The organism is Tardiphaga sp. (assembly GCF_028290495.1).
Taxonomy (GTDB): domain Bacteria; phylum Pseudomonadota; class Alphaproteobacteria; order Rhizobiales; family Xanthobacteraceae; genus Tardiphaga.
Map to the genome: position 1 here is coordinate 62085 of NZ_JAQGJT010000054.1, position 13887 is coordinate 75971.

Sequence of the window (13887 nt, forward strand, 5' to 3'; positions counted from 1 at the left end):
TAGCAGTGATGGGCCACGACATCTCCGGCTTCAACCAACCGATTCAGCGGATGCTGAAGGGGCCATGCCGGGCTTCTCCAACCTGTTCATCCCGATCATCGACGTCGTCGACGTGGCCAGCGCGCACATCCTGATGATGACCCATCCAGCGGCTGCGGGTGAGCAGTTCCTGCTCTCGAACGGCCGGGCATTGCCGATGAAAGAGATCGGCGCCATCCTTTGCTCAAGGCGTGATCTCGCGCCGTCTGACGAGGCGCCGACAATCCCGGAAGGTGACGCCATCCCTATTCCGTATTCTGAATGGGCCGCTAACCTATTGATCCTACTGGGGGTGGATTTCCCTTCTGATTCAGAATGTGCGTTGATTTTGCTTGAGGTCCGGGCGGATTTTGATTCCCCCATGCGGAGGTTCGAACCCTCCCGCCCCAGCCAGGCATTCCGGGCATTCGGCCAGACCGCCCCATTAGCCGAGAAAGGCCCGCATTTGGCGGGCTTTCGTACATTCGGGAAAGTCTCCGAGTGGCGCAATGGGCTCCGAGAGCCGCCTAAATGAGGAAAGTCTCTGGCTGATACCCGGGAAATTCCCGTTTTCGGGAGCCGATAGGCAGAGACTAGGTTCGATGGGCACTACCAGACGTGGCAAGAGTGCGCTCTTGACAGTCTCCAGGCAGGAAAGGTTCCGAACTTTTAGCTCGACGGCAGCTCCAACCGTTGGTCGACCAAGCACCTTTCCCTCAGCCTTCGCTCGTGCCAACCCCACCAAAACGCGCTCTCTGATAATGGCTCGCTCAAACTCGGCAAAGACCCGATGTTGTCTTGCGGCGCGCTGCCAACGAATTCTGGTACTACGAAATCATAACCGCTTATTCGCCGCGGGCGTGCCTACGTGAAGCTATCGGCGAGATCATGGAATACGCCTACTGGCCGGGCGCACAGGAGGCATCGCGTCTGATCATTTGCGGCGAGGCCGCGCTCGACGATGAGGGCGCCGCCTATCTTCGGCATCTGAATGAACGTTTTCGTCTGCCGTTCGCCTACGAGTAAATCGTCCTGGATTGATGTGCGCTATGTTCGATTACCTCATCCCTATAGCGCGCCGCTGCCCAACCGGGTCGGTAAGTGCGACGGCGACCGAGGGCATCATTTGCCCGAAGGCGCGGCGATGGTCGCGTTTGCCATGCACCTTTTAAAGACCGCGCCGGGCGTAAGTGAGGTCGCTATCCATCCGGACGGTGAACACGGAAAGCGATTTGATTTCCAGGGTTGGCTCGGCCGGCAGGGCTTTATCCGGAGGTCTTCCATGGGCACGACGCAGTATGGCGGCATCTACGCAACTGCTGACGGCCAGAGTATTGTCGTCAATCCCAATTCTGGGCGAGGCGACGTTGTCGTGGCTAGCCGAGGGATCAGTATTGTGGCGGAATGCAAAGGCGGGATCATCAATACCAGGCATCCGGGGCAACTGTCGCGGCTGCGCAAGGGGGGTTGTGAGACCGTCGGCCTATCCCTCGCATCGCCTGTCATTCCAGGCCTCCGCCAGTTCGCCGTCGTTCCGAAGACGAAAGTAACGTAAACTCTTGCGCGGCGCATGGCAGCGCGCGTGCTCGCCGTAGGGATCGAAACCGCACTCGTGGATGGACACGGCAATGTGTTTGACGTGAAGCTGAACATTGAGCCGCGTCATTACTGGCGACCGTCGCTAGCACCGGAGACAATCGCGCAAAGATAGGGTTGATTGACGTATTGAAGAAATGGAGAGGCTGTATGGCGGATGACTGGTACGACATCAAGTTTTTGGAGAGCGCGACCAATGTACGCCAGTTGCTCAGTAATTCTACTGGGCGTACTCCTAGCGCCAGCATCGCGCGGGAGATCGCCGTTTGTATCCAGCAAGGCAGGTTGTTCTTTGAGGCAGCGGCGTTGGCGCCAATCCAGATTAAGCCGCTACAGATTTACTACGGCGTGGTTGCCTTTGCGCAGGCCGTTATTGTGGCTCGCAGCGGCCGTTCGCTTTCAACGATCGCCCGCGCGCACGGGCTGAAAGATGTCACACCGCTTGATACGGGCGTGGAAGAATTGGCGCTACGCGTCGAAAAAAGTGGAACGTTTCAGGAGTTCAACGACGCAATTGCGCCTTTGGGGCGCATATTGTACTTCGATAACTCAATGCCGAAATGGCACGAGAAGCCATTCGACGAGGCGGCGGGATTAAGAAATCAGCGGATCGCGATCACGGATATATTGGCGCGCACGCCTGGAGTAGCAGACAAGTTTGCACAAACCTTCGGCTCCGCGGCCAAGACAATTCCGATCATGCTTCATTTCGGGACGCCGTACACAGGCTCCTGCACCTTGCGCATCGATGACCCCGTTCTGTTTAGCGATCGGGCAAGCTTGGTGGCTTCTATTCAAGAGATGCGCGCAGCGTATCCGTTTCTTGAGCGATGGCGGTTTACGAAAGTCGCAGCTTATCGACGAACGATCTGCGCAGTGGCTGCCGAGGAATACCTTCTCCGGCGCATCAACGGCGTGGAAGAGCCGGTGGGCGAAAAAAGTGCGGCTGCAAGATCTGCGATGATTGATGCTCTGACCGAATCCCTCGGCAACCTGCACTGGAAAGATTTCGAGACGCTGATCGACATCATTTTCTCGCGAAGTGGTTGGCATCGCGTTTCGGCGCTCGGCGGAAGCCAAAGGACGGTCGACCTTGAGATCGAGCAGGCAACGACTGGTGAACAAGCTGCCGTACAGGTTAAGTCGGCTGCATCGCAGAGAATGCTCAACGAATACATTGAGCGTGTCGACCAAGCTGAGCGCTTCGACCGTTTCTTTTTTGTGTGCCATTCCCCTAAAGGAGAGCTTGTTCCGCCGGAAGATAGACCGGATGTCCATGTTTGGACGGGTAGGAAACTTGCGGAGACAGTCCTTAGGGTTGGTTTGCTAGACTGGGTGCTAGAAAAAAATGATTAGAAAGAGTGCCACGGCATCATCGCTAGCTCCCTGACAGCTTCTTGGTAAAAAGGTGCGTCCAGAGGATCTCCGGATATTATTATACGGTAAATGAGAGCTCGCCGAAGTAGGGGGAGTATACGGAGCAATTCTCGATCCGGAATGCTCGGGTCCCACGTGAACGGTTGGTCTTCAAGCGGGCACGTGCTGTATTTCGGGAGGAAGTGCGAACTCGCGATCTGTTCGTCGGTTACACCAAGCTGTTTCAGACGCAACATTGCCTGTATCGGCTCTGGTTCAATGATTTGAGTTGAAGAGGTCGACATTGTAGTCCTCGCTGAATCGGAGCGGGACAAGTGCTGCGCACACTAAATCCCCCCATTCGGATGAAATGTGGTGCGTTGTGCGGAGCGAGAACCGCTATCGCCGACCGCCAAGCGCTGTGATTGCTCCTCAGAAGGTAGTCTTTGAGGTTTATTGACGATCCGTGTGGGATCTTGCCCAAAGAAGCGGGCCGTGCGTGAGCGATAAGGCGACCACTCAAAGCCCGGCGAGGTATCAATTCACTAAGGCATTCTACTGGGTTCTCGGCCCTTTTGAATAGACCGCCAAACGTTCCATTGTGACCTCAATAAGGCGTCACAGATCTTCGCATAATGGGCGATATGGAATGCAGGAGCGTCACTCGCATTCATACGGCTGAAACCGTGTTCGTCGGGGATGTCCGCAGTTGGGATAAAAACAGACCTGTCGATATGCGGCACCCGGTTCCGCTTTTGACCTATAACGGACCTTTACAAGCGAGATTACCAGCAATTCATCTTTGCATCTCGCTGGCGGCGCAATTGTGTAGGACCATTTCGAGGCACGGATGGTTGCGCAAAGGGGACGTCGGGTGGCGCAACCCGCACGGAGTTTATTCAACTACGAGCCGTGTTGGTGGCTTGGTCGGCTAGGTCCCAAGTTTATACAACAAGAAATCAAGGATCGAAGAGATGGATGAAGCCACCAAAGCAACGCTAAGCAAGGTGCCCGAAGTCACATTAAGCTTCTGGATCATCAAGATTGCTGCAACGACGCTAGGTGAAACTGGGGGCGACTCCGTCACCATGACGCTCAATTGGGGGTACCTTGCGGGGACAGCAGTCTTCCTTGCGGCGCTAATAGCATTAGTCGCGTGGCAGATAGCTACGAAGAAATTTCACCCCTTTTTGTACTGGGCTACAATAATTTCCTCGACAACGTTCGGCACGACGATGGCCGATTTTGCCGACCGTTCCTTGGGCATAGGATACACGGGCGGTTCAACGCTTCTGTTCCTATCCTTGATGAGCGTACTTGGTTTTTGGTACTGGTCCCAAGGAACCATCTCGGTGAACTCGGTAAGTACTCCGAAGGTCGAGGCTTTCTACTGGGTCACGATTACCCTCTCACAAACGCTTGGCACCGCGTTGGGTGACTGGTTGGCCGACACTGGTGGTCTTGGATACGAGGGCGGCGCACTCGTGTTTGGCGTCGGATTGGCGATCCTTGCCGCCGCGTATTATTGGACAAATATCTCGCGGGTCACCCTGTTTTGGGCAGCGTTCATCCTCACCCGACCGCTCGGAGCCACCGTGGGCGACCTCCTCGACAAGCCGGTGAGCCACGGCGGTCTCAATTTGAGCCGTCCCCTTGCATCAGCCGCCTTGGCAATTTTCATTGTTGTATGTTTGCTTTTGCTGCCCCAGCGCGCGGGCAGGTATCAGGCCGAAATCAATCAGACCCCTTAGTTGATGCGGCCGCTGCGGGTCTGCTTTAATGGGCCACTTCCGTCAATGGCACTTTCAAGACATGCCGGCCGCCTCCAGAAAGGTCCGCTTATTGGGCAGGACCGGAAGCAATCGGCGCACGGCCAGAACGACGCGATTGACCCGAAGCAGACGAACGTCCGAACTATGGATTCCGGGATATCTCCAGGTCGCGCCTGGCGGACGGCTGCACCTTGTTTCGTGCGCGCCTCACGGGCTGATCGTGGCTGAATGGTTGGTTTCGGACGCAAGGCTCTCCAAGACAGGGGACCGCGCTAGTCGAGGCGACCCAAAGTATCCATGCCTCGCTCCGGGCGGACCGGGGCTCGACCACGCAATGATTCAAATCGTGAGCGAGCGTCAGATGCTGCCACCAGGCCCCCGTGCGAAATGTTGAGATCCATCAAGTTCATAGTTGCCAGCTAATCCAGTGGTTTGGCTTTTATCGCCTTGGTCACCCAGGGCGGTCTCATTGATATGCTCTCCCAGGACTCGCGTGATGACCTTATCGAAATTGAGGGGGTCGGCACCGTTGACTTGTATCAAGGACCATCCGTCCCGGCGCAAGCACTCGCCGATCTCCCTTGAGATATTGGCCTGCTTCAAGCCCCTGTCCACGCCGAGTTCGAACAGGAGGACTTCGATGAGCGGCTGGTGCGCATGCCGATCCGTAAGACGGCGGCGCAACGTTTCCTGCGGCGCATCGACCTGGACAAGCAGGTCCGGTCGCGGCAGGAACGCTAGGCAGTCACGAACCACGTCAATGCTTGGAGTTCGCGCCAGCAAAACCAGCGCACACAATGCCTGGATCAGGCCTTCTTCAAAAATGAAGTAACCTTCCGATTCCTGCGCTTTACGCCAAGATTCGCACAGTAGAGCGATGTCGACCTTCATGCGCCATGACCATGTGCGGCTTCGTAGCGGGATTGATGCTAGAAGCCGCGCCGCGACACCGTCCTTCGGCAGGGTCGATAGCAAGACAGGACCGGAGGTGGCAATCTTTCTGCCAATACGCCCAATACCATGGCGCGTCTCCGGGCCGTCATCCTGGGCCGACGCATATTCAATCAGGCGATAACCGTTCACTGTCTTCAGGTTGATGCCTTCTTGCGCCAGCCCCCGGCAGAGGCCGCGAAGAAGTGTGGTCTTGCCTGCACCAGGCGGCCCAAATAACTCGATGATCATGGTGGAATGCCCAGCGCCTCCGAACAAGCTGTCATTTACCTGCAGGTCAGAGCTTAGCCGGATTACAAACCACACCAACGTTCATTTGAATGACTGTTCGGATCCGCGGACTCTCGCGAAGCGCTACGGCGATCTGCCCGGCGGGAGCAGCACCACCTCGCGAAGCGGTCATTGGCGAAGGGCAACTTTTGACCGGAAGGGCGAGGGCGCTTATCGGTCGAAACTGGTCCTCGTGGTCAAACCGGGGAAAGCACGCCGCGGCTAGTGACGCTTGAAGTACTGAACCTCCCGCTCGTGCTTTTCGGCGTCCTCCCTCGATTTGAACGTACCGAGATTTCTGCGTTTGTGGGTCTTTGGGTCGACCTTCCGGGAATAGAGGCGGTACTCGCCGGATGTGAGCTGGCGGATCATGGGAACCTCCTATGCCGCTAATAATCCTTCTGGGGCCGTTCCGGTTCCCGGCGAGCTACAACTGGGCTGGATAGCCCCGAGTTCGTCTGCGAAACGTCGCGCCGCGCATCCGGGGTGGAGAAATGCAGGTGGCGACCTATGTCAAAAAAGCGCGGTTGGGATTTAACGACGGAAATCTGGCTTCAGGTAGAACGGAACACGCAATGCCGAAGAACACGATTTGCCTTTGGTACGACAAGGACGCAGAGGCCGCGGCTCGCTTCTATGCCGAAACCTTTCCCTACATGTCAACGGCGGAGAGATTTTACAGCGGCTGACCGAGCAGTGAGACGTGTTGTCGCGAGATAGCCCTTGGCAACTGCGAGTTTATGAGGTCATTTTTTGAAAACGGGATATTCTAGCCCCTAGAATTTTACGGTGGTCCGAAGCCCGAAGACGGCAGCGTCCTTTAAGAGTCGGCCGGGCGTAGCACCGAGCGGATTCGACGCGCCGCCGCCGGGATGTACGATGTACTGAAAATTCGGCTGTAGCGTCCAGCCACTGCGAATCTCGAACTGGTAGACCGCCGTAAGCAACTTTTCGGAGCTTCGGATCGGCCAGTCCGCTCCGTTAATCTGCCGGACGTCGGCGTCCAACTCGCGCGCGCGTGACGAGACGCGCGCGTAGCCGATTGCGATACCGAACTTGTCGTGCTGCCGTTGATCGTTCAGACCGGTGATCTGCATACCCGCATCGACGTAGAGATCAATCAGGTTGCGGTCCGACGGACTCGTTGATGCCCGGACAAAGACGCCGACGCCGCGGTCGTCGCTATCGGGCGGGTGATACAGCTCCTGTTCGAGCACGCCGTACAACCCGTAATTACCCGCAATATCTGCAGGCACGCCGTTAGAGGTATTGGCCAGTGTACCGCCATTGACCGCGAAACGATCATCCGGGAAGTCGCCGAAATGCCTGAAGCCGCCGAGCTTCAACGTCCCGGACAACCGAGGATCGCCCTTCTTATTGTTCCAGGCATATTGCACCTCGCCAAATACCAGCGCCGGATCGTTGATGCGAAAGTTCGTGCCATTGGGGTTGCGCTGCTGTGGATCGTCGAACCCGGGTCCAGCGGCGTCGCCATCGAACACCGCGCCGAGCAGTGTGATGTTCTCGGTCACGTTGACGCGCAGGCGCGCACCGAGCGCGGCGAGCGGTGGCGAGGGACCGCCGCTGGGCAGGTTGACCGAGGTGATAGCAGGCCAGCCCAGCGAGGCGTTGGTGAAGACATTGGTATATTGGGTGTTAAAGAATTCGCTGTCGGCGGCGAGCTGTCCGGCTTTCAACGAGACCTGGTCCTTACCCCACTTCTGCTCGAACCACAGTTCGTAGAGCCGCGTGGAAGGCAGCGCCTCGATTCCGCTGACCACCATGAAGTTCTGCAAATTCTCGCGCGACAGCCCGCCGCCATGGATTTGGAACATGTTGCCGTGGAAGGTGAGTTGCTGCAGCCCGAACAGTTTTTGCAGGTCGGCATCGACGGCGAGATTAAGTCTTCCCTCGTAGATCGCGCTCTGCTGCAATCCGCCCGACACATTTCCGAGTGTTTCGCCGATATAAGTGGCGGCAAACTTGACGCCGGCCTTCTCGAACGGGTTCGGCAACAGTTCGAGCGTGGTTTCCTCGACCGTACTCTCGCCGGTGTCAGGATCAGCCGGCTTGTCATCGTCGATCTTCTTGTCCTCCTGTGCCGACACAGCGACGGACGGCGAGAGCAGTAAAACCAGCGCGACTAGGACTTTAAGCTTCACCGCCGAAATCCGGTTCATGAGATCGTTGGTATTCTACACCATCGCGGGCGTCGAATAGCAATGGTCGCGCCGATGCTCATGGTCGAGGATCTATCGTGACGGCGGGTGCGCATCGCCGCCGCCGCCAACGAAAGAGGGCGGGGGTGGAGTGACGGCGCGGGATTGTGTCGAGCCCCCCCCCATAATTGCTTCGCTCAATGAGAATGCATCTTGCGCCGGAACCGAACGGTTCCACATCGATTATTGCGTTAATGTCGCGACGAGGTGGGGTGCAAATGCCAAAACAAAACGAGTCGAAGAATTTGGGCGGATTTGTGAAAAAATTCAGCGACATAGCCAATAAAACTTCGCACGCGGCGGGCCGAGCTTCGACATTTATCATCGCTACAGGCGTCGTGATCGTCTGGGCGGTAACGGGTCCTTTGTTCCAATACTCGGACACATGGCAACTGGTCATCAACACCGGCACGACGATTGTCACATTCCTTATGGTGTTTTTGATCCAGAATTCTCAGAACCGCGACAGCGCCGCCATTCAGGTTAAACTTGACGAACTGATACGGGTAAGCACCGCTCATAATTCATTTGTTGGAATAGAGCATCTAACAGACGATGAGCTTGAGGAAATCCGCCAGAGATGCGAGCGGCGGGCCGCGGCCGAAAAACTGGGAGACGAGTCTGTCGAGCGCATTGGTGCGAAAGCCAAGCGGGTAGCAGATGCTGCGGTTCAATAGACAATGGACAGGGGGTCTTAAGGAGGACGTGGTTCGCTCATAGCTGCGGGTGTTAGCGCCAAATTAAATAAGGTCTTTGCTGGTCGCGATGAGGTAAAACGGAAGCAGGCAAAGAAAATCCCTTTCGTTAGAGTATCGCGCGACGCAACTTAATTGGAGCTAGCGTCATCGGCTTCCAGTGTCCGTCGCGGATCGCCAACATCAGTCGGGCGGCCGCGCTGCGGCGGGGATCAGTGGTGGAAGTCGCCATTTGCTCGACCATATTCCAATCGATCAGGACCGTACCGTCATCATCGAGGTCGGTCATCGGCAGGGGCGACAAGTCCTGCGCTCCCAGCTTGGGTTTTCACGCTTTTTGTTGTGTAAGTCTGTGCGTCGGCCGACGCGGGCACAGCAACGACAATAACTGCTATAAGACTAGACTGGATCAGCCTCGCCATCTTTGGATCCCCCGCTGGCGACAACATCAGCGCGTCGTCAGGCAGGGGCCGTTGCAGGGCAGGAACTTCGGCCCACGGCGCCCGCACCCAGACATGACACTCTTCGGCAGTAGTCAGGATCACCGGCATCGCCTTGGGGTGGATCGGTCCGACAATACCGTTTGGCTCGGTTGTTAGGAAGGCGTGGAGGTCGTTGGTGGTTTCACCTTCCCGGACCTTGCGGACTGATGTCCAGTTGGCTCAGATCCCGGCGAATCATGCTAGTGGACGTGTTTCGTCGAGGGCAAACCAGATGTCGCCGCCGGCTTCCTTATTGAACTCGCTAAACGACGTGAACGGCACGATGCAGCGATGTCCGGCTCCTTCCGGAGTAAGTCCGCGAAGTCGATTTGCTTGCCCTTCGCCTCCAGCTTTGGCAGGGCGCTTCCTGGTGGCCTGCCCGAGTTGCGACGACGGCATGCCCCATCGGGCGAGTGCCAGTTCTCGCCCGTCCGCGGTCTTGCGCACGATCGGGGCCGCGTAGTCCGGAAAGTTGCCCGGCATGGATGGCAAGTTGCCGGCGCTGTCCCGTTCCACTTTGAACAGGTTGCGGATCGCCGCCTGGTTCTTCGTCATTGAGTAAAGGTTGCACATCCGGGCAGTTTGTCTCGTCTAGCTGGCGTGGTCCAGTCGCCCCACAACCCCTAGCGGCTTGCCAAAATGTTGTCGTTTTGTTCTCATAACTCCGAATTGGAAATGGCTAGGGGACTGGACCATATCAAGGTCGAAATCGAGCGCATGCGCGGACAGATCCGCCGGCAGCGGAAGGACATCCAGCAACTGGCCAAGGCTGGCGTCAGCGCGACGTCGGCGTACGCTCTCCTGGCCCGGATGCAGGAGAAGGTGGATGGGCTTTGCGCTGAGCGCGAGCGCCTGAACGGGGAGGAAAGGCTGAAGCGACCGACCTACGCCTCGGGGAAGGTCATCAACGGGCCGACCGTACGGCGATGTTGGACAATCTGCGCAAATTCACCCCGCCGTGGTCGGTCCAAGAAGGCGACGACCAGTGCTTCCGGGTGTTCGATGCGACTGGGTTCGTCATCTGCTCCGTCTCGCATCGCGAGGATCTTCACGCTCGTAGCTTTCAGTATGCCGACAACCACATGAAGCGGGAGGAGGCGCGCAGAGTGGCGAAAGCGATCTCCCGGCGTCCGGACCTGCTGAAGCGGCCGACCTACTGAGGTCATCCTCACTCAGGATCGCTTACTTTAGAAGGCGGAGGTTCGCCAACGACCGCCCGCGCGATCTCGTGCATCAGCTTGCAATCTGGAAAATTCCATGTGTGCGCCACATGAGCCTTGCTCAGCTTAGCGAAATCGATTGGATTCATCACGCCGGTCGATCCGTTCCGCGGGCCATATTTGCGATATACCTTTAAGAGCAGCTTACGTAGCTTCTTTTCGGTCTCGCTCATCGGTCAATCCTCACAGCATGCCCAAGAGCGCGCGGGCCGTCCTCAGCGCGAAAAAAAGGCCCGCTTCGGCGGGCCTTTCTATATCAACGTGGACCGTACAGTTCACGCTCTTTGCGAACCTCATCGACGCCATAAGGCCCGCTTGCCGGATCGTAGCCGGTCCAGCCGCTTTCCTGCCACGCCGCGCTACGGTCACGCAGGTTCACCGACGATTGGTTTAGGATCGCGTCTAATCGGTTCCGCTCTGCTTCCGGCACCTTGGCTGATACAAGCGTGCCACCTCGACGAACCCCCTCGGCATAAAGCGGCGCATCTTCCTTTGACACTCCAGCCTCAGTCAGCGCCCCGACTATTCCGCCGGTCATGGCGCCCGCAGCCGCACCAACCGCGGTTGCAGCGAGCCATCCGGCAGCGACAACAGGACCCAAGCCCGGAATTGCGAGAAGCCCCAATCCGGCGAGCAGGCCAGCTGCACCGCCAAGACCGGCGCCGACCCCTGCGCCGGTACCAGCAGCCTCGGCGCGATCATCGACTCCGTCGCCGTCGCGGTCCTTTTTGGCGTCATACCAGTTGTCCGAATTATTCGCGACGATGCTGATATCGGAATGCGGAACGCCCGCAGCTTCGAGACCCCTTACTGCCTGTTGAGCAGCGGCAAATGTGGCGTACAAACGTGTAATGGTCACAGTCATTTCAATATCCTCTGCTCTGTTAGCGGCGTTGACGTTGCCTTGGAAATCCACGCTGATCGAGGTTGCTGAGCCGCCTTTGCTCGCTTTGCCACGCCACACGCCCTTGTCGTCCTTCTTCAAGTCAGTAACGGCTGAATAGCCAGCTTTTTCGATCGCACTTTTTGCCTGTCCTTCGGTGAAGGAATTTCGACCGGCTACCGGAGAAGCCGAGTTCTTTTGATCGTTGTTCACGGCGTTATTGCCGGGACCATCTTTTGCAGCGGGGGCCTGGGCGAAGGCGGCGCTGGAGATCAAGAGCGAAAATATGCTCGTTGCCAAAAGACGTTTCATCGTTTTCCTCACGAGTTAGTGTAGGATGCTTCCAACGCGTATCGGGCGACACGGTTCCGAGTATCAGTCAGAAAGCACATTGCAATGCAACCGCCGCGGTACGCCCGCCAAGACCATCACGGTCATCGCTCAGGATCGCTGTACCTGGTCCCGCGCCGCACTGCAGTCTGACAGTAGGTCGTACGCCTCCCCGGCCGCGGCCTCGATGTCCCGGACCCCGAGTTCGAGTGATTGAAAATGCAAATCTCGAACGGCAGTTATTGCCGACCGAAGCTGTTTCTCCAGATCGCCAATTTCCTTCACATTCTTCGTCATCTTCAATTCCTGCTTATGAGAGCTGCACTGGTCGCCACGAATGGATGTCCTTCATGGAAAAATCACGCGTCGCGCCCTTCTCAGTTTCGACGGCGCGGAGCAGCCACCGCGTTCGCCGCGGAAATTGGTGTAGTCAATCATAACGAGTTCGGTTTCGTCCATGGTGCTTCCTCGCTTTTGGGTCATTGCCGCGGTGCCATGTCGCCCCGTCGTGCGGTAGTGCGCGGGGCGTTCCTAAGCCTGGATCAGAATCAGATATTCTTAGACGGGAAACATTGAGGCCAAAGAAAATCTCTTTTCGCTCTGAACCTCTTTCGAGTAGCTAGAGCGGCAATCGTCCTAGCCGAAGAACCCAACGTAAAATTCCGTATTAGATCATCGCGCCAGCCCCAAGTCCGGCGTGTGAGGGCCCGCTCGCGCCTCCCCCAAACTGGTCAACGGCGGGGCCTTTCTTGTCGCCAAAAATCCGGGGTGAATCTACGAATCGATTGCAGGGGAGTGCGCCATGAAGAAGCATCCCCAAGAAGGTTTTACGTGGGAGCGAGGGAAGCGCTCGGCCGCTAACTCCCGTCGATTTTGCGCGGTTGACGGAACGCAGGGGGACCCTTTTAAATTATCATGGGGCACCGCGTGCTTCCCCCAGTTCCACGCGGCGTATTGGCCCCGCCCGCATTTGCCATGACTGATCAAGGGGCGGGGCCTTTCCTTCTTGTCAGCAGAAAAGCCGGTGGTGAAACTAAAGGATTGATCGAGCAGGAGGCGCCTCCATGGCGAAGCATCCCACGAAGCTTACATGGTCGGACGAGCACGTCGAGAAACTCGCGGCTTTGATCCTAGGCGGAGCCAGCCCGGTGCGCGCCGCTGCAGCATTGAACCGCAAAATCAAAGCTGTCAGGGTTAAGGCCCGTAAGATAGGCAAGCCATTTCCACTCCTGCGGCTCCTCCGAAAAAATGGAATTCTGATCCGCCCACGCTGAACGTTCCGAGCCTCCAATAAGAAGGACCTCTCATGCGCTACGAGATGCGGCTACTGGAAAACGGCTGGGCGGTCTGGGACACGTATGCGAACGCTCCGGCGTCCGTGGGAGCGCGCTGGCAGACCGGGATGGGCATGGAGGCTGCTGACGACCTGGTTGACCTGCTCAACGGCACGATTCGCAAGGCCAACGAAAAACCCGCCGGTTAGGGCGGGTGGCCCGGCAGAGAAAATTTTTGGCGGCGGCTCGCGAAAAGTTACCCCATAGACCAGGGAGACAAGCCACCGAAATGATCCACGCTAATGCTTAGCGGCAAGCTGTCGCTCAAGATCCTGAACCAGAGATGCTATGCGCTCGATCGTCAATGGATCGAGAGCCTGTCTGTTGATCTCACGGTACCGATTGATTTTCACTTTGAGTTCGTCGCAAGCGCTGCACCTGTTCCCGTCTTTCAGAAAAAGGCGGGAGCGTTGCTCTCATCACCGGTAGTGGCCAAGACTGGGGCGGGGATGTCGGCTAACAAACGTAACTATGTTCGGTTCCTGACATTAAGTTAGAATCCTCGAAAAACGAAGAAACGCTGTTCATTGCGGGATAATCAGGGGCTGCAAGGTGAACTGAAGAGCCTTACTTCGGTGGCCGCAGTTCGCCCTTCAACCATCCGATGGCCTGCTCGACCTCGATGGGGTCGGGGCCGTCGCAGTCGAGGCATTGAAGCGTGCGCTTTCCCTTGCCGCCAAGAGGCAGCGCCAGGATCAAGAAAGCCCCGCAGTCAGGGCATGTCGGTCGTTCGGCCTGTCCCATCGGATTATTTTGCCGTC

General features: G+C 57.4%; 19 protein-coding genes and 2 pseudogenes. 11 read left to right on the forward strand and 10 right to left on the reverse strand.

The features are described from left to right. The first annotated feature begins 64 nt into the window (after positions 1-64). The gene (locus JWQ24_RS10665; RefSeq protein WP_299807413.1) at positions 65-553 is read left to right on the forward strand and encodes a hypothetical protein; all 489 of its coding nucleotides are present in this window, start codon (positions 65-67) and stop codon (positions 551-553) included. Between the two features lie 153 nt (positions 554-706). On the opposite strand, the pseudogene JWQ24_RS10670 reads toward JWQ24_RS10665, so the two are convergent. Further along, positions 707-802 (reverse strand): annotated as a pseudogene (locus JWQ24_RS10670) (recombinase family protein); the annotation flags it as partial. A 14-nt stretch (positions 803-816) separates the two neighbouring features. On the opposite strand from JWQ24_RS10670, the gene JWQ24_RS10675 reads away from it, so the two are divergent. The 4 genes from JWQ24_RS10675 (at position 817) to JWQ24_RS10690 (ending at position 4721) form a co-directional block, all read left to right on the forward strand. Beyond that, positions 817-1044: a hypothetical protein gene (locus tag JWQ24_RS10675; RefSeq protein ID WP_299807415.1), complete on the forward strand. Its 228-nt coding sequence runs from the start codon at positions 817-819 to the stop codon at positions 1042-1044. Then, positions 1010-1573 (forward strand): hypothetical protein, encoded by a 564-nt coding sequence (locus tag JWQ24_RS10680; RefSeq protein ID WP_299807417.1) that lies wholly within the window; start codon positions 1010-1012, stop codon positions 1571-1573. Before JWQ24_RS10675 ends, JWQ24_RS10680 begins: the two co-directional genes overlap by 35 nt. Before the next feature lie 191 nt (positions 1574-1764). Then, on the forward strand, positions 1765-2970 hold the full coding sequence (locus JWQ24_RS10685) for a YaaC family protein (protein WP_299807419.1): 1206 nt from the start codon (positions 1765-1767) through the stop codon (positions 2968-2970). A 974-nt stretch (positions 2971-3944) separates the two neighbouring features. Next, the gene (locus JWQ24_RS10690; RefSeq protein ID WP_299807421.1) at positions 3945-4721 is read left to right on the forward strand and encodes a hypothetical protein; all 777 of its coding nucleotides are present in this window, start codon (positions 3945-3947) and stop codon (positions 4719-4721) included. A 378-nt stretch (positions 4722-5099) separates the two neighbouring features. Here the strand turns inward: JWQ24_RS10690 and JWQ24_RS10695 are convergent, their stop codons facing one another. Both JWQ24_RS10695 and JWQ24_RS10700 read right to left on the reverse strand, forming a co-directional pair. Then, positions 5100-5924, reverse strand: coding sequence for a sulfate adenylyltransferase (locus JWQ24_RS10695; protein WP_299807423.1), 825 nt, complete (start codon positions 5922-5924; stop codon positions 5100-5102). 261 nt (positions 5925-6185) lie between these two features. After that, the gene (locus JWQ24_RS10700) at positions 6186-6335 is read right to left on the reverse strand and encodes a hypothetical protein (RefSeq protein ID WP_299807425.1); all 150 of its coding nucleotides are present in this window, start codon (positions 6333-6335) and stop codon (positions 6186-6188) included. Between the two features lie 203 nt (positions 6336-6538). On the opposite strand from JWQ24_RS10700, the pseudogene JWQ24_RS10705 reads away from it, so the two are divergent. After that, a pseudogene (locus tag JWQ24_RS10705) lies at positions 6539-6616 on the forward strand (VOC family protein); the annotation flags it as partial. Positions 6617-6739: 123 nt separating this feature from the next. On the opposite strand, the gene JWQ24_RS10710 reads toward JWQ24_RS10705, so the two are convergent. Further along, positions 6740-8125 (reverse strand): carbohydrate porin, encoded by a 1386-nt coding sequence (locus JWQ24_RS10710; RefSeq protein WP_299807427.1) that lies wholly within the window; start codon positions 8123-8125, stop codon positions 6740-6742. A gap of 275 nt (positions 8126-8400) precedes the next feature. Here JWQ24_RS10710 and JWQ24_RS10715 point away from each other — a divergent pair, with 275 nt between their 5' ends. Continuing rightward, positions 8401-8859 (forward strand): low affinity iron permease family protein, encoded by a 459-nt coding sequence (locus JWQ24_RS10715; protein WP_299807429.1) that lies wholly within the window; start codon positions 8401-8403, stop codon positions 8857-8859. A 127-nt stretch (positions 8860-8986) separates the two neighbouring features. On the opposite strand, the gene JWQ24_RS10720 is transcribed toward JWQ24_RS10715, so the two are convergent. Continuing rightward, complete coding sequence (locus JWQ24_RS10720) at positions 8987-9166, reverse strand: hypothetical protein (RefSeq protein WP_299807431.1); 180 nt, start codon at positions 9164-9166, stop codon at positions 8987-8989. Between the two features lie 388 nt (positions 9167-9554). Beyond that, positions 9555-9914: a hypothetical protein gene (locus JWQ24_RS28570; RefSeq protein WP_366521428.1), complete on the reverse strand. Its 360-nt coding sequence runs from the start codon at positions 9912-9914 to the stop codon at positions 9555-9557. Between the two features lie 371 nt (positions 9915-10285). Here JWQ24_RS28570 and JWQ24_RS10730 point away from each other — a divergent pair, with 371 nt between their 5' ends. Continuing rightward, entirely contained in the window at positions 10286-10519 is a 234-nt protein-coding gene (locus JWQ24_RS10730) for a hypothetical protein (RefSeq protein WP_299807433.1), read from the forward strand. 8 nt (positions 10520-10527) lie between these two features. Here JWQ24_RS10730 and JWQ24_RS10735 read toward each other — a convergent pair whose 3' ends face one another. From JWQ24_RS10735 to JWQ24_RS10745, 3 genes are all read right to left on the reverse strand, one after another. Continuing rightward, entirely contained in the window at positions 10528-10752 is a 225-nt protein-coding gene (locus JWQ24_RS10735) for a hypothetical protein (protein ID WP_299807434.1), read from the reverse strand. Positions 10753-10835: 83 nt separating this feature from the next. Beyond that, positions 10836-11444, reverse strand: coding sequence for a hypothetical protein (locus JWQ24_RS10740; protein WP_299807452.1), 609 nt, complete (start codon positions 11442-11444; stop codon positions 10836-10838). A 459-nt stretch (positions 11445-11903) separates the two neighbouring features. After that, positions 11904-12089 (reverse strand): hypothetical protein, encoded by a 186-nt coding sequence (locus JWQ24_RS10745; RefSeq protein WP_299807436.1) that lies wholly within the window; start codon positions 12087-12089, stop codon positions 11904-11906. A gap of 767 nt (positions 12090-12856) precedes the next feature. Between JWQ24_RS10745 and JWQ24_RS10750 the strand changes: the two genes are divergently transcribed. The 3 genes from JWQ24_RS10750 to JWQ24_RS10760 all read left to right on the forward strand — a co-directional run bounded on the left by JWQ24_RS10750 (position 12857) and on the right by JWQ24_RS10760 (position 13623). Further along, positions 12857-13066, forward strand: a complete 210-nt coding sequence (locus tag JWQ24_RS10750) for a hypothetical protein (RefSeq protein ID WP_299807438.1) — start codon at positions 12857-12859, stop codon at positions 13064-13066. 32 nt (positions 13067-13098) lie between these two features. Further along, on the forward strand, positions 13099-13275 hold the full coding sequence (locus JWQ24_RS10755; protein WP_299807440.1) for a hypothetical protein: 177 nt from the start codon (positions 13099-13101) through the stop codon (positions 13273-13275). 93 nt (positions 13276-13368) lie between these two features. Next, positions 13369-13623, forward strand: a complete 255-nt coding sequence (locus JWQ24_RS10760; RefSeq protein WP_299807442.1) for a hypothetical protein — start codon at positions 13369-13371, stop codon at positions 13621-13623. Between the two features lie 70 nt (positions 13624-13693). Here JWQ24_RS10760 and JWQ24_RS10765 read toward each other — a convergent pair. Continuing rightward, a partial coding sequence (locus tag JWQ24_RS10765) for a hypothetical protein (RefSeq protein ID WP_299807444.1) occupies positions 13694-13887 on the reverse strand: 194 nt, incomplete at its 5' end.